Annotated in this window: 24 protein-coding genes and 1 tRNA gene; 15 read left to right on the plus strand and 10 right to left on the minus strand. The window is 63.2% G+C overall.

The features are described 5' to 3' along the window. Window positions 1-107 precede the first annotated feature (107 nt). From WG907_RS01430 to WG907_RS01460, 7 genes are all read left to right on the plus strand, one after another. A complete protein-coding gene (locus WG907_RS01430; protein ID WP_340230784.1) occupies window positions 108-2,321 on the plus strand; it encodes a TonB-dependent receptor in 2,214 nt (737 codons plus the stop codon). Between the two features lie 89 nt (window positions 2,322-2,410). Continuing rightward, the gene (locus tag WG907_RS01435; RefSeq protein ID WP_340230785.1) at window positions 2,411-3,370 is read left to right on the plus strand and encodes an MBL fold metallo-hydrolase; all 960 of its coding nucleotides are present in this window, start codon (window positions 2,411-2,413) and stop codon (window positions 3,368-3,370) included. Between the two features lie 4 nt (window positions 3,371-3,374). Continuing rightward, on the plus strand, window positions 3,375-4,982 hold the full coding sequence (locus WG907_RS01440) for an FAD-dependent oxidoreductase (RefSeq protein ID WP_340230786.1): 1,608 nt from the start codon (window positions 3,375-3,377) through the stop codon (window positions 4,980-4,982). Further along, complete coding sequence (locus tag WG907_RS01445) at window positions 4,979-5,164, plus strand: DUF2783 domain-containing protein (RefSeq protein ID WP_340230787.1); 186 nt, start codon at window positions 4,979-4,981, stop codon at window positions 5,162-5,164. Before WG907_RS01440 ends, WG907_RS01445 begins: the two co-directional genes overlap by 4 nt. Further along, complete coding sequence (locus WG907_RS01450; RefSeq protein ID WP_340230789.1) at window positions 5,164-6,423, plus strand: spinster family MFS transporter; 1,260 nt, start codon at window positions 5,164-5,166, stop codon at window positions 6,421-6,423. The genes WG907_RS01445 and WG907_RS01450 overlap by 1 nt, the downstream gene beginning before the upstream one ends. Before the next feature lie 127 nt (window positions 6,424-6,550). Beyond that, window positions 6,551-7,360: an IclR family transcriptional regulator gene (locus tag WG907_RS01455; protein WP_340230790.1), complete on the plus strand. Its 810-nt coding sequence runs from the start codon at window positions 6,551-6,553 to the stop codon at window positions 7,358-7,360. Window positions 7,361-7,394: 34 nt separating this feature from the next. Continuing rightward, on the plus strand, window positions 7,395-8,132 hold the full coding sequence (locus WG907_RS01460; RefSeq protein WP_340230791.1) for an IclR family transcriptional regulator: 738 nt from the start codon (window positions 7,395-7,397) through the stop codon (window positions 8,130-8,132). Window positions 8,133-8,141: 9 nt separating this feature from the next. Here the strand turns inward: WG907_RS01460 and maiA are convergent, their stop codons facing one another. The 6 genes from maiA to WG907_RS01490 form a co-directional block, all read right to left on the minus strand. Then, window positions 8,142-8,783 (minus strand): maleylacetoacetate isomerase, encoded by a 642-nt coding sequence (gene maiA / locus WG907_RS01465; RefSeq protein ID WP_340230793.1) that lies wholly within the window; start codon window positions 8,781-8,783, stop codon window positions 8,142-8,144. After that, window positions 8,780-10,099, minus strand: coding sequence for a fumarylacetoacetase (gene fahA, locus WG907_RS01470; RefSeq protein ID WP_340230794.1), 1,320 nt, complete (start codon window positions 10,097-10,099; stop codon window positions 8,780-8,782). The genes maiA and fahA overlap by 4 nt, the downstream gene beginning before the upstream one ends. Then, window positions 10,099-11,382 carry a homogentisate 1,2-dioxygenase gene (hmgA, locus tag WG907_RS01475; protein WP_340230796.1) on the minus strand — a complete coding sequence of 428 codons (1,284 nt, stop codon included), beginning with the start codon at window positions 11,380-11,382 and terminating at the stop codon, window positions 10,099-10,101. The genes fahA and hmgA overlap by 1 nt, the downstream gene beginning before the upstream one ends. 173 nt (window positions 11,383-11,555) lie before the next feature. Further along, window positions 11,556-12,029 (minus strand): hypothetical protein, encoded by a 474-nt coding sequence (locus tag WG907_RS01480; RefSeq protein WP_340230797.1) that lies wholly within the window; start codon window positions 12,027-12,029, stop codon window positions 11,556-11,558. A gap of 18 nt (window positions 12,030-12,047) precedes the next feature. Continuing rightward, complete coding sequence (locus WG907_RS01485) at window positions 12,048-12,254, minus strand: hypothetical protein (protein ID WP_340230798.1); 207 nt, start codon at window positions 12,252-12,254, stop codon at window positions 12,048-12,050. A 277-nt stretch (window positions 12,255-12,531) separates the two neighbouring features. After that, window positions 12,532-12,608 (minus strand) — tRNA-Pro (locus WG907_RS01490). 187 nt (window positions 12,609-12,795) lie between these two features. On the opposite strand from WG907_RS01490, the gene yajC reads away from it, so the two are divergent. The 8 genes from yajC to WG907_RS01530 all read left to right on the plus strand — a co-directional run bounded on the left by yajC (window position 12,796) and on the right by WG907_RS01530 (window position 20,250). Continuing rightward, window positions 12,796-13,131, plus strand: a complete 336-nt coding sequence (gene yajC / locus WG907_RS01495) for a preprotein translocase subunit YajC (protein ID WP_340230799.1) — start codon at window positions 12,796-12,798, stop codon at window positions 13,129-13,131. A 7-nt stretch (window positions 13,132-13,138) separates the two neighbouring features. Continuing rightward, window positions 13,139-14,740 (plus strand): protein translocase subunit SecD, encoded by a 1,602-nt coding sequence (secD, locus tag WG907_RS01500; RefSeq protein ID WP_340230801.1) that lies wholly within the window; start codon window positions 13,139-13,141, stop codon window positions 14,738-14,740. Window positions 14,741-14,759: 19 nt separating this feature from the next. After that, window positions 14,760-15,740 (plus strand): protein translocase subunit SecF, encoded by a 981-nt coding sequence (gene secF / locus WG907_RS01505; protein WP_340230802.1) that lies wholly within the window; start codon window positions 14,760-14,762, stop codon window positions 15,738-15,740. A 65-nt stretch (window positions 15,741-15,805) separates the two neighbouring features. After that, window positions 15,806-16,147 carry an Mth938-like domain-containing protein gene (locus WG907_RS01510; RefSeq protein WP_340231785.1) on the plus strand — a complete coding sequence of 114 codons (342 nt, stop codon included), beginning with the start codon at window positions 15,806-15,808 and terminating at the stop codon, window positions 16,145-16,147. A 169-nt stretch (window positions 16,148-16,316) separates the two neighbouring features. Then, the gene (locus tag WG907_RS01515; RefSeq protein ID WP_340230803.1) at window positions 16,317-17,432 is read left to right on the plus strand and encodes a Ppx/GppA phosphatase family protein; all 1,116 of its coding nucleotides are present in this window, start codon (window positions 16,317-16,319) and stop codon (window positions 17,430-17,432) included. Further along, a complete protein-coding gene (locus WG907_RS01520; protein WP_340230804.1) occupies window positions 17,429-18,121 on the plus strand; it encodes an RlmE family RNA methyltransferase in 693 nt (230 codons plus the stop codon). The genes WG907_RS01515 and WG907_RS01520 overlap by 4 nt, the downstream gene beginning before the upstream one ends. Before the next feature lie 40 nt (window positions 18,122-18,161). Beyond that, window positions 18,162-19,670, plus strand: coding sequence for a YifB family Mg chelatase-like AAA ATPase (locus tag WG907_RS01525; protein WP_340230805.1), 1,509 nt, complete (start codon window positions 18,162-18,164; stop codon window positions 19,668-19,670). A gap of 205 nt (window positions 19,671-19,875) precedes the next feature. Continuing rightward, window positions 19,876-20,250 carry a hypothetical protein gene (locus WG907_RS01530; RefSeq protein WP_340230806.1) on the plus strand — a complete coding sequence of 125 codons (375 nt, stop codon included), beginning with the start codon at window positions 19,876-19,878 and terminating at the stop codon, window positions 20,248-20,250. Between the two features lie 52 nt (window positions 20,251-20,302). On the opposite strand, the gene WG907_RS01535 is transcribed toward WG907_RS01530, so the two are convergent. Genes WG907_RS01535 through WG907_RS01550 form a run of 4 tightly spaced genes read right to left on the minus strand, consistent with a single transcriptional unit; the run spans window position 20,303 to window position 24,610 of the window. Then, a complete protein-coding gene (locus tag WG907_RS01535; protein WP_340231786.1) occupies window positions 20,303-21,508 on the minus strand; it encodes an MBL fold metallo-hydrolase in 1,206 nt (401 codons plus the stop codon). A 38-nt stretch (window positions 21,509-21,546) separates the two neighbouring features. Further along, entirely contained in the window at window positions 21,547-22,464 is a 918-nt protein-coding gene (locus tag WG907_RS01540; RefSeq protein ID WP_340230807.1) for an EamA family transporter, read from the minus strand. A 20-nt stretch (window positions 22,465-22,484) separates the two neighbouring features. Next, window positions 22,485-23,075, minus strand: a complete 591-nt coding sequence (locus WG907_RS01545) for an NADPH-dependent FMN reductase (RefSeq protein WP_340230808.1) — start codon at window positions 23,073-23,075, stop codon at window positions 22,485-22,487. Between the two features lie 14 nt (window positions 23,076-23,089). Beyond that, the gene (locus tag WG907_RS01550) at window positions 23,090-24,610 is read right to left on the minus strand and encodes a fumarate hydratase (protein WP_340230810.1); all 1,521 of its coding nucleotides are present in this window, start codon (window positions 24,608-24,610) and stop codon (window positions 23,090-23,092) included. Between the last annotated feature and the right edge of the window lie 59 nt (window positions 24,611-24,669).

Raw genomic sequence — 24,669 nt, forward strand, 5'->3', positions numbered from 1 at the left:
GACATTCCCCAAATACGAAGTGATTAGCATTTGACTAATATGGCTGATGTGCACTAGGGGGTGGCATAGCGCTGGTGGAAACCGGCGGAATAAGGGGAGGGACAGAAATGATCAGGACGAAATGGCTGCTGTCAGCCGCTTTAATCGCCATGGTGGCGCCCGGCGCCGCGCTTGCCGCGCCTGTCAGCGATGACCAGTCCGGGCAGGCTGAAGGCGCAAATCGCGATTCGTCGGCTGAAATCGTGGTGACTGCGGAAAAGCGGTCAACCACCGTGCTGCGCACGAACATCGCCGTTTCAGCGCTGTCGGACGAGGATCTCAAGCAGCATGAGATCCGCAGCGTGCGGGAGCTTCAGAACTTTGTGCCGGGCCTGTCGGTTGCCGACACGGGCCTTGTCAGTCAGCTCAACATCCGCGGCATCGGCCTCGGCATAACAAATCCTGGTGTCTATTCCGGCGTGGCCATCTATCGCGATAACCTGTTCCAGGGACCGATCGTCGCCAACGAACCCTTCTACGACATTGGCAGCGTCCAGGTGTTGCGCGGTCCCCAGGGGACCTTCGTAGGGAATAACTCGACCGGCGGCGCCCTGTTCGTCAAGACCGCTGATCCCAAGCTGGGAGACGCAAGTGGTTATGCGACCCTGACCGGCGGCACTTACGACAATATCGCCTTTGAAGGTGCGGTCAATATCCCGATCAGCGATACGCTCGCCGTGCGCATCGCGACCTATGATCAGCATCGTGCCAGTTTCTTCAAGAACGGCAACCCGCCCAACAGCCCGTCGAGCAACTACGCTACGCCCGGCGAGCTTAACATCGTCGCTGGGCGGATCAGCCTTCTGTGGAAGCCCTCGGAGGATTTCCAGAGCCTGACCAAGATGGAATATTACCATAATAATACGGGCGGCTTTACGGGCAAACCAATTCCGGGAACAGTCTTCGCGTCATTGGTTTCGCCCGATCCCTACACGATCAATTTCGCGAATGTGCCGCGCTATGAAGAATCGACCTTTCGCGTGAACAATGAATCGACCCTGACGCTGGGCAACGGCATCATGCTGCGCAACATGATCGGTCTGACGATTGCGGAGTTCCACCAGGGGACCGACGTCATTGGTGTTTCGTTTCCGACGGTAACGATCAATGTTTCCGCCGTTGAGCCGATATTCTCGGAAGAATTTACTATCATCTCGCCTGAAGACAAGCCGCTTAAATGGACGATCGGCGGATATTATCTTCATGACAAAAACAATGTGCCGGTATTCGGCCAGAATTTTTTCGCAAACCAGCTGTTCGCTAATAACGACCGCGCCATAAAGCAATCCAAAGCTATATATGGCGGCTTGAAGTACAAGCTAACAGATGCTTTGGAAGTGGAGGGCAGCGCTCGCTATACCTGGTCAAAAACCGATAAAGATCGCAGAAATAAAAGCTCTCTGTTCGATTTAACCACAAATGCTTTCCTATTTTCCTTTCCGACGACGGGGAATCAGTCCGATAAGGGCCTGACTTGGAAGATTGGGGTCAACTATACCGCCGACAGCCGCAACTTCCTCTATGCCTTCGTGGCAAAGGGTCGCAAGGGAGGCGGTGTCCAAAGCCCCGTTTCAAATTTCGCCCCGGAGTCCGTCATGGATTATGAGGCCGGTTGGAAGGGGTCGATGCTCGGCGGCGCGCTGCGAGCGCAGGTCGGCGGCTTCTATTCCAAATATACCAATATGCAGATTCAGAACATACTCCCCTCGAATGGCCAACCTACGATCTTCAATGCGGGATCGGCGGAAACCTACGGTCCGGAAGTCGAACTGGGCCTGCACCTTGGCAATTTCGATATGACCATCGCCGGCTCCTATCTGAAGTCCAAGATTACAGTTAACAACATCGTCAACAGGCCATCCCTTCCCGATGGGGGGCAGGGGGCGCTTGGTCCGCAATGCGCACCGGGGCAGGCTTCATCCTGTTTCGACTATGGTCCCTATGTGGGCACCGCGACGGGACCGCTCCCGTTTGCGCCCAAATTCAACATCGCTGTCGGCCTTTCTTACAATATCGAACTGGGTGAGGACAAAAGGCTGACGCCGCATGTCGAATATACCCGCACCGCGAGCCAAAAGACGTCTTTCTTCAACGACGCCACGTCCATTCTCCCCGGGCGCGACCTGATCAACGCCAAGCTGACCTATAGCACCGACCGGTTCGACTTCGAGGCGTTCGTCACGAACCTGACCAAGGAGGTCTATCCGGGGGGCGCGAATGGCAGCCTTTGGTATTATGGTGCACCACGGCAGTTCGGGGGCCGGGCCTCGGTTCGCTTCTGAACGGCGGGCCCCTTGTAACCGGAAGATGCGATTGAAAAGACAGCCCCTATGCTCGGTCGCACGAGCGGGCCTAATCTGGAGCTAATATTTTGGTAAAGCCTTTCGCATCTTCGGCCGACATGGCGCCCACGACGGAAAAGCTGGAGATTCTCGCTGAGGGCGTTTATGCGCTGACCGCCGAAGGCGATCCCAATGTCGGGGCGATCGAGGGCGAGGATTTTCTTGTCTGTTTCGAGGCGCGGGCGACACCGGCGGCCGCGCGCGACTGGCTTTCAAAGTTGCGCGAGCATACCGACAAGCCGGTCAAATATCTCGTCCTGACGCATTATCACGCGGTTCGCGTGCTGGGGGCGAGTGCATTCGATGCCGACCATATCATCGCCAGCGAAGTCACGCGGCAATTGATCGAGGAGCGCGGCAGGCAAGATTGGGACAGCGAGTTCGGCCGCATGCCGCGGCTGTTCAAGCAACCCGAGGAAATTCCGGGGCTGACCTGGCCGACCGAAACCTTCGACACCGACTATCATATCGAACTGGGCGGCGATCGCGGTGCGATCGACCTCAAATATTGCGGGCGGGGCCACACGGCGGGCGATATCGTCGCCTGGCATGACAAATCCCGGACCCTGTTCGCGGGGGATCTCGTGGAGAGCGAAGCCGCGCTCTACACCGGCGATGCGTTTCACTTCGACTGGTCGACGAGGACGCTCGATAGCGTCAAATCCTTTCGCGCCGAAAATCTGGTCGGCGGACGGGGGACCATCGCCCGGGGCGTCGAAGCGACCGACGCGGCCATCGAGCAGACCCGCGAATTTCTGAATGCGATGATCGAGCATGTGGGCCATGCCCATAAGACCGGCGGCGATCTCAAATCGGCTTTCGAAGCGACCCATGCCGCGCTTGCCCCCAAATTCGGCCACTGGCCCATTTTCGAGCATTGCCTGCCGTTCGACGTCCAGCGCCTGTGGGATGAATTTGACGGGATCGACTGGCCGCGCATCTGGACGATGGAACGCGACAGGGACGTGTGGGCCAAGTTGCAGGGATAGGATTATGCCCACCGCACTAAGCCGGGACGGCATTCCCATTTGGCGCGACATCGGTGCAACCCCGCTGGATGATGCGCCGGGCGATTTCGACGTCGTCATCGTCGGCGGCGGTCCGGTCGGCCTGACGCTTGCGCTCGACCTCGGCAAGAAGGGCCGGCGGGTGCTGCTGCTCAACAAGCGCGATTTCGTCGCCGCCGGTTCGAAGGCGATTTGCTTTTCGAAGCGCACGCTCGATATCTGGAACCGCCTCGGTGTGGCCAACGCGATGGTCGCGAAGGGTGTCGCCTGGAATGTCGGCAAGGTGTTCTGGGGAGACAGCGCGGAGCCGGTGTTCACCTTCGACATGCTGCCGCTCAAGCATCAGGAAATGCCCGGCTTCATCAACCTTCAGCAATATCGTTGCGAAGACATTCTGATCGACGCGGTATCGCAGGTTCCCGGCATCACGATGCGCTGGGGCCACGAAGTCACGGGGTTGAGGCAGGTCGAAGGCGGCGTGTCGCTGGACGTCGCCTCACCCGATGGACATTATGCTGTCGATGCGCCGTGGGTCGTGGCGTGCGACGGTCATAATTCTCCCGTTCGCGCGATGATGGGCCTGGATTTCGACGGCCGGGTGTTCGAGGATAATTTCCTGATCGCCGACATCAGACTGAAACAGGAGCGCCCCGCCGAGCGCTGGTTCTGGTTCGATCCGCCCTTCAATCCCGGCCGCTCCGCGCTGCTGCACAAACAGCCCGACGATATCTGGCGTCTCGATTTCCAGTTGGGCTGGAACATCGACCGGGAACGCTGCATGCGTCCCGACTATGTCGAACCGCTGGTTCGCGGTATGCTGGGCGACGACATCGAGTTCGAGCAGGAATGGTACAGCGTCTACACCTTCCAGTGCCGGCGCATGGCGCGCTTCGTTCATGACCGCGTGATGTTTGCCGGCGACGCCGCGCATCTGGTGTCGCCCTTCGGCGCGCGCGGCTGCAATGGCGGCGTCGCGGATGCCGACAATCTGGCGTGGAAGCTGGACAGGGTCATCGCGGGTGAGGCCGGGCATGAACTGCTGGAAGCCTATAATAGCGAAGCGATCGTCACGGCCGATGAGAATATTCTCAATTCCTCGCGCTCCACCGATTTTCTGACGCCCAAGTCGCCTGTCAGTCACGCCTTCCGCGACGCTGTTCTGCAACTGGCCAAGGATCATGCTTGGGCGCGGCCGTTCGTCAATTCCGGCCGCCTCTCGACCGCTGTCGCCTATCCGGATTCGCCCCTGAGCCAGGCGGACCAGCCGGACGATCGCTGGCACGGCATAGCGCCCGGCCATGTCGCCGTGGATGCACCGATCGATGGCGGCTGGCTGATGCAGTTGATGGGCGGGGATTTCGTCCTTCTCGCAGCCGACAAAAGCGTGCCTCCCTTGCCGGGAGTGCGTATGATCGTGGTGGATGCACTGGGCGATCGGCAGGGCATGATCGCGTCCCGCTACGATCTCACGCCAGGATCGGCTTATCTCGTGCGGCCCGACCAATATGTCGCCGCGCGCTGGCGTTATCCGACGATCGAAAAGATGCGATCGGCCTATGATCGTGCCGCCATGCTCAAGGTGGAATCGCAATGACCCCAGCGCCGTCGCATATGGAAACGACCGATGACTTCTACGCTGCCCTGATCGCGTTGCATGATGGTCTTGATGAGCAGGAAAGCGCCGTGCTCAATGCGAAGCTGATCCTGATCCTGGCCAACCATATCGGCGACAAGGCGGTGCTGGCCGAGGCGCTCCGCCAAGCCAGGCGATCCTGATGAAAATTCGCGATGCCCGATGGACGCTGGCGCTGCTGTGTGTCGTCTACACGTTCAACTTCATGGACCGTCAGGTTGTGTCGGTCCTTGCCGAGCCGATCAAGCGCGACCTTGGGCTGAGCGACACGCAACTGGGCATGCTCACGGGTTTCGCCTTCGCCATATTCTACACCGGCTTCGGTCTGCCGGTGGCGGCGCTCGCGGACCGGATATCGCGGGTTAAGGTACTCGCCGCTGCCTGTTCGCTCTGGAGCATCTGCTGCGCCGCCTGCGGACTGGCGACCAATTTCGCTCAACTTGCCGCCGCCCGGATCGGGGTGGGTCTGGGCGAGGCCGGCGGGGTCGCGCCTTCCTATTCGATCATCTCCGACCTCTTCCCCCCATCACAGCGCGCCCGCGCGCTCGCCGTGTTTTCGCTGGGCGTTCCGTTCGGTCTGGCGCTGGGTTCGGCGCTGGCGGGATGGTCGGCGGCGCAATGGGGCTGGCGAACGAGCCTGTTCATCGTCGGCCTTCCCGGTCTCGCACTCGCATTGTTGCTGATCTGCCTGGTTCCGGAGCCGCGGCGCGGCGGGATGGACGGCGGCGTGGTCCAGCCCAAGGCGTCGCTTCGTGACACCGCGAAGATTTTCTTCCGCACGCCGACGATCATCTCCACAGCGCTTGCATGCGCGATCGGAGGTATCCCCAATTACGCTCTGATGGCCTGGATGCCGGGTTACATGATCCGGGTCCTCGGCATGACATTGACGCAGGTGAGCATTTATCTCAGCCTCACCATCGCCATTGCCATGGGCGCGGGCACCTGGCTCAGCGGTTTTTTTGCCGACCGATTTGGCGCAGGCGACAGTCGCGCCTATGCCTGGGTCAGTGGCGCGGCGATGATCGGCGCGGTACCGTTCCTGATAATGGGGCTCTGCGTCCAGCGCTGGCAGATCGCCTTGCCCCTGTTGGGATTGAGCCTTGGCTGCGCAGGCGCCTATCTGACTCCGGCGGTCGGCTTCATACAAAATTCGGTCAACGCGTCGCAGCGCAGCGCCGCCGCCGCGCTCCAGCTCCTGCTCGTCAACCTGATCGGGATGGGCATTGGTCCCCTCTATGTCGGAATGGTTAGCGACTGGTTGCATCCCGGCCATGGGACGGCATCGCTGCGCATCGCGCTTGCCGGTCTCGTGCCGTTCCTCATCGCCGCGGCGATCGCGAACCTTGTTACCGCGCGCCTGGTGTCGCGCGCAACGGCGCGGGCGCAGGTCGTGCAGTGAATTCCGTACAGGTCTGAGCGTCGGGCCGGCGGCGAAGGCTGTTATTGCCATAAAGGCTTGACGCTGCGATGGCGGCAGCGAGGCCGCGACGTTATGACGACGGCGGTGATACTGACTGGCGCTGCAAATGGAGATGAACGGGGTGGCTGCAGAGGCGCGCGGGGTTCAGTCGATAGAAGTCGGCGCCCGGATATTGGAGGCGATCGCGGCTGCGGGCGAACTCGTGATGCTGCGCGATATCGCGCTTGAAGCCGGGATCGCACCGGCTCAGGCGCATCCCTATCTTGTGAGTTACCGTCGCTCCAACCTCGTCGAGCAGGACAGGGAGTCCGGCCGCTACCGCCTTGGGCCCTTGGCATTGCAACTGGGATTGGCCCGGCTGCGCAGCTTTGATCCGCTCAAGGCTGCCGGTGAGGCCGCGGCGCGGTTCGCGGCCGACACGGGTATGTCGGTCACCATAACCGTCTGGGGCGCCTATGGCCCCACCGTCGTGCAAATCTACGAAGGATCGGATCAGATCCACACCGCGCTTCGACCCGGAACCGTCTTTTCGCTCACTGGTTCGGCGACGGGCAGGATCTTCTGCGCCAATCTGGGGGCTGAACTTGTCGTCGAGGCGATCAAGCTGCAAAAAGCCGAGAAATTTCCATCGCGCATCGTCGGTTCGGTGTCCGATTTCAGATCGATCAGGGCGGAACTGGCGCATATTCGTGAAGCGGGCTATGCGACGACGACATCCAATCCCATCCCCGGCATCAGCGCCATGAGCGCCCCGATATTCGAGACCGGCGGCGAATTGACGGGCGCCATCACGGTCATCGGCCCGGTGCCGTCCTTCGATCTCGACCCTTCTGCCGAGCGGGTTCGCGAGGTCCTCGGCCTTGCAAACGCGATCTCTGCGAGAGCGGGTTACCAACATCCCGTCAAAATCGCATGAGTTCCAGGATCAGCGCGAGCGTGAGTTTAGGCATATGAGCAAAAGCGCCGGACGGGGCATCCAGTCGGTCGAAGTCGGGAACAGGTTGTTGCTGTCCCTGATGCGGTCGGGTTCGCCGATGATGCTGCGCGATCTGGCGCAGGAGGCCAGGATCAGCGCGGCGCAGGCCCATGCCTATCTGACGAGTTTGCGCCGCACCGAACTGGTCGAGCAGGAGCCGGCAAGCGGTCGCTATATTCTGGGACCGGCGACCAACCGGCTGGCCAGCGCGCGGATGGAGACGTTCGATCCCATGTCGGACATCAACGCGCGCGCGCCCGATTTCGCGCATTCGCTGGGTGTCATGCTCGCACTGCTGGTGTGGGGTCCGGCGGCGCCTACCGTCTATCGCGTCCATGACGCCAGCCAGATCGTCAACACCAACCTCAGGCCGGGCACGACCTTCAATATTCTCAATTCGGCTGCCGGCAGAATATTCGGCGCATTCGACACATCGCCTGCCGTGAAGGAGCGCCTTGCATCTGAACTAGCGAGCGCCAGCGGCGATGGGGAACGGCTGGTTTATGAATCCGCAATCGCCCGGATTCGCACGTCAGGCTATGCCATGATGGTCGAAAGTCCGGTGCCGGGACTGGCGTCCATAGCGGTGCCGGTTCTGCGGGATGGCGAATGTATATTGGTGGCCATGATCATCGGCCCGAGAGCGGCGCTGGATGTTCAGGGTGCGGGCAGTCCGGCGGAAGCGTTGCTGGCGTTTACCCGCACCGCCTGAGAGCAGCGATCATGCGATATCGGCATCGGGCTGAGCCGTGGGATGGGCGGCGGCGAATGCGGGTAAAAGCTCTGCTGCGCTGCTGACTTGTTCCGCGAGCGGGAAGGGACGAAGGTCGACATTGAATCGTCGGGCGGAATAGACCTGCGGAACGATGTAGCAATCGGCCAGCGTCGGCGCATCGCCGAATGCGAATTCGCCGGCATGCCGCTCCAGCAACGTCTCAAGCGCCGAAAAACCCTCGCTGAACCAGCGCGCGATCCAGGCGTCGATCTGATGTTGCTGCGCGTGAAGGTCGGTCTTGAGAGAGCGGAGGACCCGCAAATTATTCAGTGGATGGACGTCGCAGCCGATGATAGCGGCCATTGCCCGAACGATCGCACGGTCATTAAGAGCATCCGGCAGCAGTGGCGGAGAGGGAAAGCGCTCTTCCAGCCATTCGAGGATGGCCGGACTTTGAATGAGCGACGTGCCGTCGTCCGTCTCCAGCGCCGGTACGAAATGCTGCGGGTTGATGAAGCCATAGTCGGCTCCCTCGTGCGCTGACGTCCGCAGGTCGTGCGTGACCTGTTCGAACGACAAGCCTTTCAGACCAAGGGCAATGCGCACCCGATAGGACGCGCTCGACCGCCAGTAGCCGTGGAGGATCATGGCGCAAAACCGCCATCCTGGATCAGGCCGGTGCATTCCCCGAACCCGATCGACACGAAACCGTCCGCCTCGCAGGTCGCGGTGAGCGTCAGTTCATCACCGCCTTCCAAAAAGGCGCGCCTTTCGCCGGTGGGCAATTCTATCGGCGCGGACCCGTTGCGTGTGATCTCCATCAGGCTACCTAGACCGTCGCTGGTCGATGCCGATATCGTGCCCGTGCCAAGCAGGTCGCCGGCCTGGAGATTGCATCCGTTGCACGTGTGATGCGCGACCATCTGCGCGACCGTCCAGTACATGTTGGATGCAGGGCCTCGACCGATGCGATGCGCGTCCATTCCGGCGTCGGCCATGGCCCTGCTGCGCAACCCGACTTCCAGCGTCAGCCCCAGCGCGCCTTGCGCCTGATCGGCCTCGTCCCACAGATAGGGGAGCGGTCTGGGATCGCCCTGCGGCCGCGCCAGCTGCGCGATGCGGAAAGGCGCGAGCGCTTCGGCGGTGACGATCCACGGCGAGATGCTGGTCAGGAAGTTTTTAGCCAGAAACGGTCCCAGAGGCTGATATTCCCATGCCTGAAAATCGCGCGCCGACCAGTCGTTCAGCAGGCACAGACCCGCGATGTGCGCGCCTGCCTCGCCGATCGGGATGGGCTGGCCAAGCGCGTTGCCGGGGCCGATCCACACGCCCAGTTCCAGTTCATAATCGAGCTTCTGGGTCGGTCCGAACAGCGGCGCGTCCGCATCCGGCGCCTTGCGCTGGCCGTTGGGACGCCGGACGGCGGTGCCCGACGGCCGGATGGACGATGCGCGGCCATGATAGCCGATCGGGATATGCTTGTAGTTGGGCAACAGCGGATTGTCGGGCCGGAACAGCGACCCGATATTGGTCGCGTGATGGATGCCGACATAGAAGTCGGTATAGTCGCCGATCTTTGCCGGGAGGTGCATCGTCGCTGTGGACCGGGTGACCAGCATCGGTTCCACATGCGCTTGATGGTCTGGGTTGGAGAGCAGGTCAGACACCGCTTTCCTCAGCGCGACCCGCACGGGCGCGCCCATTTCCAGCAGCGCGTTGAGATGCGATCGGGCTGCTGCTTCACCGGCACGGTGGGCCTCTCCTTGCAAAAACTGCGACCCGGCCAGCGCCTTGAGATCGAGAATGGAATCGCCAATCGCAATGCCGCCGCGCGGCGTGTCTCCGGCTACCGAGAAGATACCCAAAGGAAGGTTCTGGATCGGGAAACAGGCATGGCCGTTCGCGCTCTCGATCCAGCTCGTCCGCAAGGGGTCATGGGTTTCGTCAATCGCTGGTCTGGTCATCAGGGCAACTCCGCCTTGGTAAATCCGGACCAGACCTCGTCATAGTCGGACTGGCATTCGGGAAGGCCCAGCGCATAGGCGGTGGGACAGATGATGAAGCGGCTTTCGAACATGAACGCCATCGTCTCTTCGATCTTGTGCGGCTTCAGATCGGCTGCAATGGCCTTTTCATAACTGGCCTTGTCGGGACCGTGGCCGTTCATGCAGTTGTGCAGCGACGCGCCGCCCTGCAGGAAGCCGCCCTCCTTCGCATCATAGGCCCCGTGGATCAGCCCCATGAACTCGCTCATGATATTCCTGTGGAACCAGGGTGGCCTGAATGTATCCTCAGCCACCATCCAGCGCGGCGGGAAGATGACGAAGTCGATATTCGCCGTTCCCGGCGTGTCGCTCGGGCTGGTCAGCACGGTGAAGATCGACGGATCGGGATGGTCGTAGCTCACCGTATTGATGCTGTTGTACCGGCGCAGATCATAGCGGTAGGGCGCAAGATTACCGTGCCAGGCCACGACATCGAACGGCGAATGGTCCAACGTCGTCGTCCAGAGGCGCCCGGAGAATTTCTGCACGATCTCGAACGGCGCGTCGATATCCTCGAAAGACGCGACCGGCGTCTCGAAATCGCGCGGATTGGCGAGACCGTTGGCGCCGATCGGCCCAAGGTCGGGCAGGCGCAGCAAAGCCCCATGATTTTCGCAGACATAGCCGCTCGCCGGGCCATCGGGCAAAAAAACGCTGAACCGCACGCCCCGCGGGACGACCGCAATCTGCTGCGGCTCGATCTCGATCACGCCCAGTTCGGTCCTGATGACCATCCTGCCGGACGCAGGCACGATCAGCATTTCGCCATCGCTTGAGGAAAAGGCGCGGCGCTCCATGTCGCGATTGGCGGAAAACAGGTGGATGCCGATGCCCGTGCCTGCTTGTACATCGCCATTGCCCGCAATCGTCACGAGGCTGTCGAGGAAGTCGCTTGATCCATCGGCGGGCTTGAGCGGGTCCCAGCGCAGCCGATTGGGCGGCACCGGATCGGCAAAAGGCCCGGTGTTGAAATGCGCGTTCTTGTCATAGACCGAAAAAGGCCGATGGTTCGCAGCCGGTCGCATCCGATAGAGCCAGCTACGCCGGTTTTCACTGCGTGGCGCTGTAAAAGCCGTGCCGGAAAGCTGTTCAGCGTAAAGACCAAACGGCACTTTCTGCGGCGAGTTTCTGCCCAGCGGAAGCGCGCCGGCGATCGCCTCGGTCGAAACATGGTTGCCAAAGCCGGGATTGTACGCGCGCATGTGACACTCCAATAGACATTTGGCTGCGACGAGGCGGTGCGCGCAGGATATCATTATATCGCCTAGTCCCGCGCACGCGGCCAGCGCAACAAAAAATTTGATAATAGAATATGAGTTCGTTAAAAACACAAAAGATGGTATTTCAACCCGCCGGCGTGTCGCCCAAGGACTGCCTAGGCGTTGCCTGGGTGCGACAAGCGGCTGCAGAGGTAGATATAATCGAACAGCCCAGGAGCGGGAGATCGATCGCTCTTCCAAATAGTAGATGTGGTCCAGATTTTGTTGCCTGCATTTGGATGTCGGCCGTCTGGTGGGAGCGTGACATGGGACCGGCCTACAGCCAGGCGGCCAGGGGCAACGCGACCGCCCAGCTTGACCAGCAATTCGTTCATGGGAATTGGGCGGTGCGGGATGCATTGCCAAAGGTTTTGATCCCGGCTGACGATGAGAAGCATGCCATGATCGGCGAGAAATGCGCGAAGGGCGGTCTTTGTAACGGGCTTAAGGCTCCCATCGGGACGTCGCTCGACACATGAGATGTCGCCGCTGGCGATCAGTTTTCGAAAGTCGTCAAGCGCCCGCAGATTACGCGCCAGCGTTTCGTCCGGCTCGGTGAGGATTTCCTCGATTTCCGGTTCATCGCGCACCTTGGCGCGTTTGCGCGCTCATATGAAGGTGCAGCCTCCGGCAAAAAGCAGAACCAAACCGCCGCCGTGTGCGATCCGATCTTGAGCAGCGACCAGGACCACAGCTAGCAATACGACGACGACCGAGGCCAATTGCGCTAAGTGTAGCCCGTTGCGACGTTTGCGCCCGCGTTTCGCCGCCGATGCCATCGCGCCAAGCACGCTTGTCGGGATGATGGCGGTCAAAGCCGTTCCTGCGGGTCGTTTCAGAAACGCACTATAGCCATCCCGAATTTTGACGAACTCGGCGGGGCGAAGAGGCAAGGGCTCTCGCATCTATCGGCTGGCATAAGCAGAGTGAGGCGAATCTTCAATCGGAAGGGTGCCGGACGCGTGCGATGTCGAGGCGTTGCCATGCACTGCGTGGCCATCGCCAAAATTAAATTTGCACCACCAGCGCACCACCAGAGCGAATTTGGTGGCCCCTGGCGGGGTGAAAATATCGGCTAGGTCATTGAAATCTTGGTCGGGACGAGAGGATTCGAACCTCCGACCCCCACACCCCCAGTGTGATGCGCTACCAGGCTGCGCTACGTCCCGACCGAGCGGCGGCTCTTAGAGCGGCGCGCCCCAAGTTGCAAGCCATTAGGCGCAGGCCCTCCCAGCCGCCCGGCGGCCCCTTAATCATGTTGCCCCCGCGCCCCCATCTGTGTTAGCCGCGCGCCCTTGATCCGTGGGCGTTCCAATCGTCCTGCGGCGACCCGTGACCCAAGCGAAAGCCCCATCCATGTTCATCACTCCAGCCTTTGCCCAGACCGCAGGCGGGCCAGCGTCCGGCGCTTCCATCGCCATGCAGATGCTGCCGCTGGTCCTGATTTTCGCCGTTTTCTACCTCCTGCTCCTGCGCCCCCAGCAAAAGCGGATGAAGGCGCACAAGGCAAAGATCGATGCAGTGAAGAAAGGCGACAGCGTCGTCACCGGCGGCGGTCTCGTGGGCAAGGTTGCGCGCGTCGACGACGTCTATGTCGATATCGAACTGGCGCCCGGCATGAAGGTCAAGGCGGTCAAGTCCACCCTGTCCGACGTCATCGACCCGATGGCCGCCAAGCCTGCGAACGACTGAACCAACCATGCTGAACTTCTCGCGCTCGGCGGTGTTTGCGATTTTGCTACCGCTGCTGATCGGCATCCTGTGCGCGGTGCCGACCTTCCTGCCCGACCGGGTGGTCAGCCAGTTGCCGGGCTTCATGCAGACCCGCGTCAATCTGGGGCTCGACCTGTCGGGCGGCAGCCATCTGCTGCTCGAAGCCAGCACCCAGGATGTCGCAAAACAGCGCCTGACCAATATGGAGGAGCAGGTCCGCACCGAGTTGCGCCGGGGCGACCCGCGCATCGCGATCGGCGATATCTCCGCGCGGGACGGGAAACTCAGCTTCATGGTGCGCAACCCGGCCCAGGTGGACGCGGCGGTCGAACGCATCCGCCCGCTGACGCAGGGCGCGGGGCTGACCGGCCAGCGCGACTTCAATGTCGAGGTCGTCAACAGCTCCACCATCACCATTACGCCAACGCCCGCCGGCATTGACAATGCGGTCAAGAGCGCGATGAAGGTCGCGACCGAAGTCATCCGCAAGCGTACCGATGAACTGGGCACCCGCGAACCCAATATCCAGCAGCAGGGCGACAATCGCATCGTCGTGCAGGTGCCGGGCCTTCAGGACCCCAAGGCGCTCAAGGACCTGCTTGGCAAGACCGCCAAGCTCGAATTCAAGCTGGTTGATTACACCGCCAACCCGGCCGAAGTGGCGCAGGGCCGCGCGCCGGTGGGCAGCGAGGTGCTGTCCTATCCCGGCAATCCGTCCGGCGTCCCCAGGATCGCGGTCAGACGGCAGGTCATGGTGTCGGGCGAGGATCTGACCGACGCGCAGCAGACCTACGACCAGCAGACCAATCAGCCCAATATCACGATCCGCTTCAGCGGCGCGGGCGGGCGCAAGTTCGGCGAGGTGACGTCGCAGAACGTCAACCGCCCGTTCGCCATCATCCTCGACAATGAAGTCCTGTCCGCGCCCAATATCAATGAACCCATCCTCGGTGGCTCGGCCACGATATCCGGCAATTTCACCGTCGAAACCGCCAACCAGCTCGCCATCGCGCTGCGCTCGGGCAATCTCCCCGTTGCACTGACCGTGGTCGAGGAACGGACCGTCGGCCCCGGTCTTGGCGCGGATTCGATCCGGGCGGGCCTGATCGCGTCGATCATCGCCGTGGTCGCCGTCGCGCTGTTCATGTTTATGAGCTACGGGCGCTTTGGCATGTACGCCAACCTCGCCGTCGCGATCAACGTGCTCGTAATCCTGGGCGTGATGGGCATCCTTGGCGCGACGCTGACGCTGCCCGGCATTGCCGGCTTCGTGCTGACCATCGGCACCGCGGTCGACGCCAACGTCCTCATCTACGAGCGAATCCGTGAGGAGCGGCGACGCGGGCGCAACGTCGTCCAGGCGATCGAGTTCGGCTACAAGGAAGCGAGCCGCACCATCTTCGAAGCGAACGTGACTCACGCCATCGCTGGCGGCATCATGCTGGCGCTCGGCTCCGGCCCGGTGAAGGGCTTCGCCATCGTGCTGCTGATCGGCATCGCGACCAGCGTATTCACCGCCGTCACCTTCACCCGCATGGTCGTCGCCAACTGGGTGCGCCGCACCCGGCCGACCGACATCACCATTTAAGGGGCGGGAGGACACACCCATGAAACTTCTGAAACTCGTCCCCGACAACACGAATATCGGCTTTGTCGCGATCCGCCACTGGGCCTTTGCTCTGACGGCGCTGCTGACCGTGCTCGCGGTCGGCGCCACCGCCTATCGTGGCCTCAATCTGGGCGTAGATTTCGTCGGCGGCCTGATGATCGAGGCGAAATTCCCCCAAGCGGTGGAAACCGACAAGGTGCGCGACACTATCGCCAACCTGCGCGTGGGCGAAAGCTCGCTCCAGCAGTTCGGCGATCCGCAAACCGTTCAAATCCGCCTGCCGCTGCCTGAGCAGGGTGGCGCTGGCGCGGCCAATGCCGTGGTCGAAAAAACCAGAAAGGCGATGACCGCGCGTTTCCCCGGCGTCGTCTTTTCCCGCTACGATACCGTTTCGGGCAAGGTTTCGGGCGAACTGATCCGCAACGGCGTGCTGGCGGTGATGCTCGCCGTGGTCGGCATCGCGATCTTTTCCTGGTTCCGTTATGAATGGCAGTTCGGCGTCTCGACCTTCGTTGCGATCATGCACGACGTGCTGATGACGCTCGGTTTCTTCGCCATCACCCAGCTGGAATTCGACCTCAATATCGTCGCCGCCGTGCTGACGATCGTGGGTTATTCGATCAACGACAAGATGGTGATCGACGACCGCATCCGCGAAAATATGCGCAAATATCGCAAGATGGACATGAAGGCGCTGATCGACCTGTCGGTCAACGAAACCCTGCCGCGCACGGTCATGACCTCGCTCACGATCATGCTGGCGCTTGGCGCGCTGTTGCTGTTCGGCGGCCATGTGCTGCGTGGCTTTACCGCCGCGATGATGCTGGGCATTATCGTCGGCACCTATTCGTCGGTCTATGTGTCCTCGTCGCTCCTGATCTCGCTGGGCCTCAAGCCCGGCATGGCCGAACGCAAGGCGCCCAAGGGGCTGGCGGCGCAGGCCGAGCGCATGGGGCCACGCGACGGGGCACAGCCCTGACCGATACACCCGACCAGCGCCGCGCCGGCATCGAGCTGCGCCGTGACGAGACCGGACAGGGGCCGATCGTCACGGGCTTTGCCGGGCGCGGTTTCCGGGTAAAGGACGACGTCTTTCCCGGGGGACTGCTGCTGACGCCGACGCGCGCGCTGGCGTGGGACGCGGCGCCGGCGGCCGGTGCGCTGACGATAGTCGCGCTTGGCGATCTGCTCGATGGTGACCCGCGCCCGGAATTTCTGTTGCTCGGCACGGGCGCAGGCCTGCAACAGCCGCCACGCGCCTTCGTGCGCAGTCTGGAATCGCTGGGGGTCGGCGTCGAAGCGATGGACAGCCGCGCCGCCGCCCGCGCCTGGGGACTTTTGCGGGCGGAGGAACGCTGGATCGTCGCCGCGCTTCTGCCGCTTTAAGCGCCTGTTTGGAAATGCGCCGCTGGCGCATGCGGCCCCGGAAGAAAAAGCTCCCTCCGCGCATTTCAGACGGCTTGCCCCCGCCTTGCGCTTTGCCGCACAGCCGCCTAGGTTCACTTTCAAGTTCCGGTGCCTTTCGGCCCGGCGAGCATGAAGCGAGATTAGGGCCTTGGTGCAGCATAGCCGCCCATCGCCGCAGGGTTCCGGTCCCGCCGGGGGTTTATCGGGGAAGCATACCCCGTCCGGCCCCGGCAATGGGAGCAAGGCTGCGGCCATTCCTCCCCCGTCGATAGCACGGGGGCTTCCACCCCATCAGCGTGGCCGGCGCGCCTATGCGGCGATCGACCTGGGCACCAATAATTGCCGCTTGCTGATTGCCAAGCCCTCGGTCGACGGTTTCATCGTCGTCGATGCTTTTTCCCGCATCGTGCGGCTGGGCGAGGGGCTGGCCGCGACCGGCCGGATCAGCGACGTGGCGATCGACCGCGCCATCGCGGCGCTCGCCGTCTGCGCCGACAAGCTCAAGCGCCGCCATGTGACCCTCGCCCGCTCGGTTGCGACCGAAGCGTGCCGCCGCGCGTCGAACGGCGCGGATTTCATCGATCGCGTCTATCGCGAAACCGGCATCGCCCTCGACATCATCAGCGCGCAGGAAGAGGCGCGGCTGGCGGTGCTGGGCTGTCATGCGCTGTTGGAGCCGGGCGATGGCCCTGCGCTGATCTTCGATATTGGCGGGGGATCGACCGAGCTGGTTCTGGTCGACGCTAGGGGTAATGAAGCGCCGCGCATCGTCGACTGGGTCAGCGCGCCCTGGGGCGTCGTATCGCTGACGGAAAGCGAATTGTTCGACCATGGCGACGCGCAAGAGCGCCACGCTGCCTATGCCCGGATGCGCGCGCGCGTGGCCGATGCCTTCGCACCGCTCGCCCGGCGGCTGCCCCGAGACGCGATCGGCATGCGGCTTCTTGGCACATCGGGCACGGTGACGACACTTGCCAGCCTGCATCTCGAACTGCCGCGCTATGACCGGCAGGCGATCGACGGGCTGATCGTGCCAGCGCCATCGATGCGCGCGATTTCCACGCGGCTCGCGACGATGAGCCTCGCCGAAAGGCAGAAACTGCCCTGCATCGGCACCGAGCGCGCCGATCTGGTGGTGGCAGGCTGCGCCATTCTCGAATCGATCATGGACATTTGGCCCGCACAGCGGCTCGGCGTTGCCGACCGGGGCATCAGGGAAGGCATATTGCGTGGCCTGATGGACCGCGACGGAGGCGGTTCATGAGGGGCGCGGGCGTCGGCAAGGTCCGGGTCAAGACGGCGAAGGGGCGCACGGCGCAATCGACGCGCTGGCTCGAACGCCAACTCAACGATCCCTATGTCCGCAAGGCCAAGGCCGAAGGATGGCGCAGCCGCGCCGCCTTCAAGCTGCTCGAACTCGACGAGAAATTTCATTTCGTAAAGGGCAGCCGCGCCGTGATCGACCTTGGCGTCGCGCCGGGCGGCTGGGCGCAAGTGGTGCGCAAGCTGGCCCCCAAGGCGGCGGTGGTCGGCATCGACCTGTTACCGACCGACGCCATCGCCGGCGTCACCCTGTTCGAAATGGACTTCATGGACGACAAGGCGCCGGATATTCTGTGCGAGGCGCTGGGGCAGGCCCCCGATCTCATCATTTCCGACATGGCGGCCAACACCGTGGGCCATGCCCAGACCGATCATCTGCGCACGATGGGGCTGGTCGAGGCAGCCTTGTTCTTCGCGGTGGAAAATCTGGCCAAGGGCGGGACGTTCGTGGCGAAGGTGTTCGCTGGCGGCACCGACGGCGAATTGCTGACCATGCTCAAAAAGCATTTCACCACGATCAAGCATGCCAAGCCCCCGGCCAGCCGCAAGGGCAGCGTCGAATGGTATGTCGTGGCGCAAGGGTTCAAGGGGCGGGTTGAAGCGAAGGCGTCGGCGGACGAAGAGGGCTGACGGCCGCCACGGGACGGCATCAGGGGGAAGGACGGGGCGTTTGGTTTCGACGGTTTCGACGGTTGCCTATCTCGGGCTGGAGGCGCGCCGCGTCGAGGTCCAGTGCCAGCTGGTGCCGGGCCTGCCCAATTTCATTCTCGTGGGGCTACCCGACAAAGCCGTGGCCGAAAGCCGCGAGCGGGTGCGCAACGCCATCGCCGCCATCGGCCTGTCGCTGCCGCCCAAGCGGATCACCATCAACCTGTCGCCGGCCGATCTGCCTAAGGAAGGCTCACATTTCGATCTGCCCATCGCGCTCGCGCTGCTGGGCGCCATGGGCGTGATCGATGCGGAAACGCTGGCCGGCTATATCGTCGTCGGCGAACTTGGGCTGGACGGGCGCACCGCGCCGACGCCCGGCGTATTGCTGGCCGCGCTTCATGCCGGTGAAGGGGAACTGGGCCTTGTCTGCCCCGCCGCACAGGGGGCCGAGGCTGCATGGGCCGGGCAGGTGGAGGTGATCGCCGCTCCTGACCTTTTGAGCCTGCTCAACCATTTCAAGGGGACAGGGGCACTCTCCCCGCCGCAGCCGGGTCCGGTGGAAATGCCGGTTCGCACCGCCGACCTCAAGCAGGTCAAGGGGCAGGAAACCGCCAAACGCGCGCTGGAGATCGCCGCGGCGGGCGGACATAATCTGCTGATGGTCGGGCCGCCGGGCGCAGGCAAGTCGCTGATGGCGAGCTGTCTCCCCGGCATATTGCCCGACATGACGCCCTCCGAAGCGCTGGAAAGCTCGATGGTGGCGAGCGTCGCCGGCACCTTGCAGGGGGGCCGGATCAGCCGCGCGCGGCCGTTCCGAAATCCCCATCACAGCGCGTCGATGGCGGCTCTGGTCGGCGGCGGCCTCAAGGCTCGTCCCGGCGAGGTCAGCATGGCGCATCTGGGCGTGCTGTTCCTCGACGAACTGCCCGAATTTCAGCGCGCCGTGCTCGATTCGCTGCGCCAGCCGCTGGAAACGGGCGAGGTCACGGTCGCGCGCGCCAACGCCCATGTCACCTTCCCCGCGCGCGTCCAGTTGATCGCGGCGATGAACCCGTGCCGCTGCGGCCATTTGGGCGATCCGGCGCTGGCCTGCTCGCGCGCGCCGCGCTGCGCCGCCGATTATCAGGCCAAGGTGTCGGGACCGTTGCTCGACCGTATCGACCTGCATGTCGAGGTGCAGGCCGTGAGCGCCGCCGATCTCGTCCTGCCGCCGCCGCCCGAAGGATCGGCCGAGGTCGCCGACCGAGTCGCCGCCGCGCGCGCGGTGCAGACCGAGCGCTACGCCGGAACGAAAGTGCGCACCAATGCGGAGGTGGATGGCGAGGCGCTGGAGGAATTCGCCGGTCCCGACGAGGCAGGCCGCCAGCTACTGGCGCAGGCCGCCGCCGCGATGAAGATGTCGGCGCGCGGCTACACCCGCGTCCTGCGCGTCGCCCGCACCATCGCCGACCTCGCCGGGGCGGAAGGGGTCGGGCGCGTGCATGTCGCCGAGGCGCTCAGCTATCGGCGAAGAGCGCCGGTGAGTTGATGGCTGGAAGCGAACCAATTGTCGTCGTCCGATCACCGACGCAGGTGTCTCAATTGCAGACATTGAGCCTCGGCTTTAACTCTGCAGTATGAACGATGGCCAGAAATATGATCGACCGCGATTGGGCGCTAAAGGTTGCCTAGGCATTGGATTTCTGGGCTTGGCTCTCTGCGTCATTCTGCTCCTCAACACATGCGTATCGCGCGTGGATGTCATGAAGGCTCAGTCACCGGACGGCGCGCTCGTCGCTACCGTCACTGAAATTAACGGCGGTGCAACAACCGATTTTGCCTATGAGATTAATATCGCTAGACGATGGCCTATTTATTGGGATCATGCAGTCGCTGGCCTGTATGGGGCGGTTCGAAGTGATTGTGCCTACGGCGTCAATATCAGATGGGCTGACAGCAACAATCTTCATATTACCTACAAGGATGCGACGTTCGTCGACATAGATCGAATTGCGCATTTCTGGGGTCGCGATGTTCGTATTGTCGCAACGGGTGGCATCAATGACACGTCTGCGCCTTGTGGTGGGATGGAATACGGCCAGCAAGGGAAAGAGCGGATCGTCCGCTAATGCAGACCATGCTTTGAAAGCCGCCATTTCCCTACGCACCCAAAGCAGTCACCTACTCCAGCGCATCAATCGCCCGGTGATCGCACCGCCGCTTGCGGCGCGGCACGGGCGAATAGCCCGGCACCATGATCGCCTGCCCGATGCGCAGCGGCGCGAAGCGTTTGCGCTCGATCCCGGCGCAGCGCAGATAGTGCTCCAGCATGCGCGGCGGCGTGTCCCATTTCTCGTAGGACAGGTGGAACGTCCCCCAGTGTATGGGGATCGCGGTTGACGCGCCCAGCCGTTCGAACACCTGCACCGCGCGTTCCGGCCCGATATGGGCGTCCGATTCCATCTGCCCCGGCCAGAAGCGGAACGCGCCGATCGGGATCAGCGCCAGCCGGATCGGCCCGAGCCGCGCCGCCTCCCCCGGCCACGCCATGTCGCCAGCGCCCGTGTCGCCAGCGAAGAAGATGTTGCCCGCCCGCGTGGCGACGACGAAGCTCGACCAGAGCGCCCGGTTCCGGTCCGTCCCCCAGCGGCTGCCCCAATGATGGGCGCGGGTCACATGGACGCGATAATCGGGGCAATGTTCGTAATTTTCGCACTGGATGACCGCGTTCGGCGCGAGGCCGTTCAACTGCGCCCCGCTGACCGACCGGCCCCAGTCGAGCGCCACCGCGGGAATGCCGTTGGCCTTCAAGATCGCATCGTTTCCAAGGCTGGTGACGATCTTCGGCCGGTCCCGCGCCCACAGCTTTTTCAGCGTCGGGATGTCGAGATGGTCGTAATGATTATGGCTGATGAGGATCAGGTCGATCTTTGGCAGGTCCTCCATGCGGACGCCCGGCTGCGCGACGCGCTTCGGGCCGAAGGGGGGCAGGGGGCTCGCATAGTCCGACCAGATCGGATCGGTCAGGATGTTGATCCCCGCCGCCTGCACCAGCACGGTCGCATGGCCCACCCAGGTCGCCACCATGCCGCGCGGCGCGGCGAAGGGAGCGGGCTGCGCCGGCTTCACCGCGATCGCATCGGGCCAGTCCGGGCGATCGTCGCGGCCGAGCAGCCAGCGCGTGACGAAGCCCTGCCGGCTGGCTCCGGGGGGGCCGGAAAATTCGATCTCGCCATCGGGATTGAAGAAATGCGCGCCGTCATAATGGCGGCTCGGCCGTCCCTCATAATAGATGCGGTCGAGGAAAGGCGGGATGAGGGTGACGGCGAGGCACAGCGCCACGACGATCCACAGCAGCGCCGCGCCCAGTTTTTTCGCGAAGGTCATGCCCCAGCCATAGGAAGCGGCGGCGCGGCGGGCAACCGTCACAACGCTCCGGCGAGCGCCAGCGCCACGCCGATCACCACCAGCAACAGTCCCGCGACCTCGCTGCGCGCCATGCGCTCACCCAGATAGAAATGCCCGAAGGCGAGCGTGAAGGCGACCTCGATCTGCCCCACGATCCGCACCAGCGCGACCGGCGCGGTGGCAAAGCCCGTGAACCAGCAGGCCGATCCGCAAGCGGACAGCAGCCCGACCTGTCCCGACACGCGCCAGCTCGCAAACACCCGCCGCATCTCGCCCGGCTCGCGCCACAACAGCCAGCCGCCCTGCATCAGCGATTGCAACGCGACCGTGACGCACAGCACGATCAGCGCGGCATGGACGGGATCACCGCCGCCCACTTGTTGCGTCGCGCGGCGGATGCCGATCGCGGTCAGTGCGAAGAAAAAGCCCGACGCGATCCCGGTCAGCGCCGCCGGCTGGCCGAGCGCGCGCACGAAATCCATCGGCCCCATCCGCTTGCCCCCGGTCGACAGCAGCATGACGCCCGTTACGCCGCAGCCTATTCCGGCCCAGCTCAGCGCGCTCAGCGTCTCGCCCATCAGCAGGAAAGACAGGATCGCCCCCTGCACAGCTTCGGTCTTGGAATAGGCGGTGCCGACGACGAAATTGCGATGCCCGAACGCCAGGATCAGCAGGTTGGTGGCGATGATCTGCGCCAGCCCACCTGCCGCGCAGAACGGCAGGAACAAAGGCCCAAGCACGGGAAAGGGCGTGGGAAACAGCGCCTGATACCCCGCCAGCAGCAGCAGCGCGAAGGGCAGGCCGTACAGATAGCGCACCAGCCCGGCGGCATTGAGCGACAGGCTCTGGCTGACCCGCCGCTGAAGCGCGGTACGCCACGCCTGCGTCGCTCCCGCGATCAGCGTCGCGGGCAGCCAGATGGGAGATGTGATCATGCCGGTTGCGTGTGGGCGGGTCAGTAGGGCGGGGCGCGCCGCTCGCGCTGCGCCTTCGTCGCTTCCGTCCACCAGGCCAGATCATCGGCAAAACGCGGGAAGCCGCGCTCCAGCGCCTTGCCGCCATCGCCCACCGGTTGCGCGTCCGCGTCGAGGCTCTGGCCGATCGACCCGACCGTCAGCGTGCTGGAAATAACGACCATGCCCATTTCCGCCAAGGTCGCATGCCAGGCCGAATTGGCCCGCGCGCCGCCCAGCCGGCCCGCCGAATAGCTGGCGATGGCGGCGGGCCGCCAGAACCATTCCTCCAGAAAATGGTCGGTGAGGTTCTTGAGGCCAGGCTGCATCCCCCAATTATATTCGCCGGTGACCAATATGAACGCGTCGGCCCGCCTGATCTTGCCAGCCAGCTCTGCCATCGCCTCCGGCGCATCCCCCGGCGCATATTCCTTGAACATGCGATCGAGCATGGGCAGGCCGACCGCCTGCGCGTCGATCAGTTCGGCCTCGTCGCCGCGCGCCTGCAATTGCGCGACGATATAGCGGGCGAGGCGGATGCCCATCCGGTCGGTGCGGTAGGAGCCGTAGAAAACCGGAATATAATTGGGCATCACGCCTCCTTGGCTCACGCCTTTTCGAGCAGCTTCTCGCGTTTGATCTTTTCCTGCCACACGAGCGGCGCGAGATGGTGGACGCTCTGCCCCTCGCTGTCGACTGCGACAGTGACCGGCATGTCCTGCACCTCGAACTCGTAGATCGCCTCCATGCCCAGATCATGGAAGCCGACCACGGTCGATCCCTTGATCGCCTTCGCGACGAGATAGGCCGCGCCGCCGACCGCCATCAGATAGGCGCTCTTGTGATCGCGGATCGCCTCGATCGCCATGGGACCGCGCTCGGCCTTGCCGACCATCGCCAGCAGCCCCTGTTCCAGCATCATGCGCGTGAACTTATCCATGCGGGTCGCCGTGGTGGGACCCGCCGGGCCGACGATTTCCTCGCCCACTGGATCGACGGGACCCACATAATAGATGACGCGGCCCCGGAATTCGACCGGCAGCTCCTCGCCCGCTTCCAGCATCGCCTTGATCCGCGCATGGGCGGCGTCGCGTCCGGTCAGCATCTTGCCGTTCAGCAACAGCCGGTCGCCATGCTTCCAGCTTTGCACCATCTCCGGCGTCAGATTGTCGAGGTCGACGCGGATCGCCGCCTTGTCCGGCGTCCAGTTGACGTCGGGCCATTCGCTAAGGTTGGGCTGCTCCAGATAGGCCGGCCCCGATCCGTCGAGCGTGAAATGGGCGTGGCGCGTCGCGGCGCAATTGGGGATCATCGCCACGGGCTTGCCCGCCGCATGGCAGGGCGCGTCCATGATCTTGACGTCGAGGATGGTGGAAAGCCCGCCCAGCCCCTGCGCGCCGATGCCGAGCGCATTGACCTTGTCGAAAATCTCGATGCGCAAGCGTTCGATATCATTTTGCGGCCCGCGCGCCTTCAATGGTCCCATGTCGATCGGCTCCATCAGCGCCTTCTTGGCGAGGTGAACGCAATGTTCGGCCGTGCCGCCGATGCCGATGCCCAGCATGCCCGGCGGACACCAGCCAGCGCCCATTTGCGGGATCATCTCCAGCACCCAATCGACGATCGAATCGCTCGGGTTCATCATCTTGAACTTGGACTTGTTCTCGCTACCGCCGCCCTTGGCCGCGACGTCCACGGTCACCTTATTGCCCGGCACCATCTCGACATGCAGGACCGAAGGCGTGTTGTCCTTGGTATTGCGGCGCGTGAAGGCGGGGTCGGCCAGTACCGATGCGCGCAGCTTGTTTTCGGGATGGAGGTAGGCGCGGCGCACGCCCTCGTCGACAATCTCCTGCAACGACCGGGTGGTCACGTCCAGCCGGCAATCCATGCCCCATTTGACGAAGACATTGACGATGCCGGTATCCTGGCAGATCGGGCGATGCCCCTCGGCGCACATGCGGCTGTTGGTCAGGATCTGCGCGATCGCGTCCTTGGCGGCGGGCGACTGTTCCGCCTCATAGGCTTCGCCCAGCGCGCGGATATAATCCATCGGATGATAGTAGCTGATGAACTGGAGCGCGTCGGCGACGCTCTCGACGAGATCGGCTTCCTTGATGAGCGTCATCTACCCGTGTCCTTGTATCTGGCCCCGCTTTTGCTGCGGGTGCGTCGCGACCGGCTATA

The organism is Sphingobium fluminis (assembly GCF_037723805.1).
Taxonomy (GTDB): Bacteria; Pseudomonadota; Alphaproteobacteria; order Sphingomonadales; family Sphingomonadaceae; genus Sphingobium.